Consider the following 1,869-nt stretch of genomic DNA (forward strand, 5'->3'; position numbering starts at 1 on the left):
ACTACTAGGTAATGATCCATGTCGAATAAGGTCAGCTGGACGTCTGAATCTTTCGTCAAAACATGCAACCGGTGCATGTCCTCAAGGCTTAATTCTTCCTTACCAATGATTTCCCAATTCTTAGTAGACAAAGTTGTACAGCCGTTATTGATAATCATATAATAGTTGCCATCCGGAAGACCGATCTCTTCAAAGATGGGACGGACCCCCGCTAAGGGACGTCCCGTACAGATCACAATATCATAGCCCGCTTCATGGGCCTTATGAAGAGCTTCGATATTGCCTTTAGACAGTGACTTATCTTCATGCAAGAGAGTTCCGTCCAAGTCAATCGCGATTAATTGAATCATTTGATCTCCTCCAAATCAAGAGGAACAAAGCCATCAATCACTTTTCCAATCACCCCAGGTTCCTCATCTAGTGGAATAATCTGATCACTATATTTCTTATTGAGGGAAACGAGTCGTACCCCGTTGGCCTCACGAAAGACACGTTTGATCAACGTTTGCCCATCAAAATCAATGGCATAAATAGCCCCTGCCTGATCGTAGTAGGTTTGCTTGATTAACACAACGGCTCCTTTTTCATATTTGGGCTCTAGGGAATCCGTATGAATCCAAAAAGCCAAGTCGTAAGAGATCTTTTGATCAAACCAGACGATATCAGCCTGTTTCTGATTTTGATAAGATGCAAAAGAATCATAGACAGAATAAGAGTGGTATTGCTTTTCAATCTTCTGTCTTTCTTTCTGATGGGTCAAGAGACTTTTTCCATAAGAAAGAAGATTTTCTTGATTTCCCTCATCGAGCTGTTTGTACAATCTCTCAATCTCTGAATCAATGACCACAAAATCATTTCGTAATCGAGGGTCAATTTCAGCAACTGATACCTGAAAAAAGGCAGCAATCTTCTCCAAATTTTCAGGAACGGGAAGAGAAGTTCCTTTTACATAACCAGTCAAAGTGCTAGCAGGAATTCCAGTAATACGAGATAATTCGATCTGTTTTTTGCCTTGTTCTTTCAGTAATTCTCTGATCTTTTCCGATATAATCCGTAATGCCTCTTTGTCTTGAGGACTTGCTTTTCCACGACCTCTGGCCAACGTACTCACCTCCTTGTATTTACCTTTTCTATTATAATGAATTAAATCGAAAAAGTAAATAGAAATCACTGATAAATGCGAAAAAAGATTAATTCGATATAAATCAGATTTTCTTTTTGAATTTTATTATATCTTCCTTTACTTTTTGAGGAAAAAGGTCTAAGATAAAAGCAAAGAGTTCATGGAGGTGGAGCTATGATTCGTAGCGTTCAAGTCAAAGATGCAGGTCAAATTAGAGATTTATGTCACCAAGCATTGGGGTATGATTCGACCCTTGAAAAAGTGGCAGCTCAGATTGATAAATTTAATTCGCCAGATTCGGATCATTTTTGCTTTGTTTATGAAGAGGACCAAACAGGAAATATTCTTGGTTATGTGGAAGCAGAAGTTTACGAAAGTCTCTATAGTGACGCCGGTTTGAATATTTTGGGGCTAGCGGTTTTTCCATCTGCTCAAGGACGTGGGATCGGTCGCCAATTGATGGAGCGAGTTGAAGAACTTGCCAAAAGCAGGCATTCTGCTTTTATCCGTTTAAATTCTGCATCTCATCGAAAAGAAGCCCATATCTTTTACGAACGCTTGGGCTATGAGGGAAATAAAACGCAGAAGCGATTTTTGAAAATAATGAATTAAGATAGGCAAAGGCCTATCTTTTTTGTTATAATGAAGAGTACGATTAAATTTACTAGGAAGATGATTATGCCAAATTTTGAAGAATTAAAAAAACGACAAGAGAAGATTCGGAACTTCTCGATCATCGCCCATAT

Annotated in this window: 3 protein-coding genes and 1 pseudogene; 2 read left to right on the forward strand and 2 right to left on the reverse strand. The window is 38.7% G+C overall.

Annotation, left to right across the window (positions count from 1 at the left end; genetic code table 11):
* A partial coding sequence (locus tag SPADD19_RS03580; RefSeq protein ID WP_128861571.1) for an HAD-IIB family hydrolase occupies positions 1-350 on the reverse strand: 350 nt, incomplete at its 3' end.
* The gene (locus SPADD19_RS03585) at positions 347-1,102 is read right to left on the reverse strand and encodes a LexA family transcriptional regulator (protein ID WP_061455229.1); all 756 of its coding nucleotides are present in this window, start codon (positions 1,100-1,102) and stop codon (positions 347-349) included. The genes SPADD19_RS03585 and SPADD19_RS03580, both read right to left, overlap by 4 nt.
* A gap of 195 nt (positions 1,103-1,297) precedes the next feature.
* Between SPADD19_RS03585 and SPADD19_RS03590 the strand changes: the two genes are divergently transcribed.
* On the forward strand, positions 1,298-1,735 hold the full coding sequence (locus SPADD19_RS03590; protein ID WP_021153308.1) for a GNAT family N-acetyltransferase: 438 nt from the start codon (positions 1,298-1,300) through the stop codon (positions 1,733-1,735).
* 66 nt (positions 1,736-1,801) lie between these two features.
* A pseudogene (locus SPADD19_RS13160) lies at positions 1,802-1,869 on the forward strand (GTP-binding protein); the annotation flags it as partial.

Source organism: Streptococcus parasanguinis (assembly GCF_001578955.1).
Lineage (GTDB): Bacteria > Bacillota > Bacilli > Lactobacillales > Streptococcaceae > Streptococcus > Streptococcus parasanguinis_U.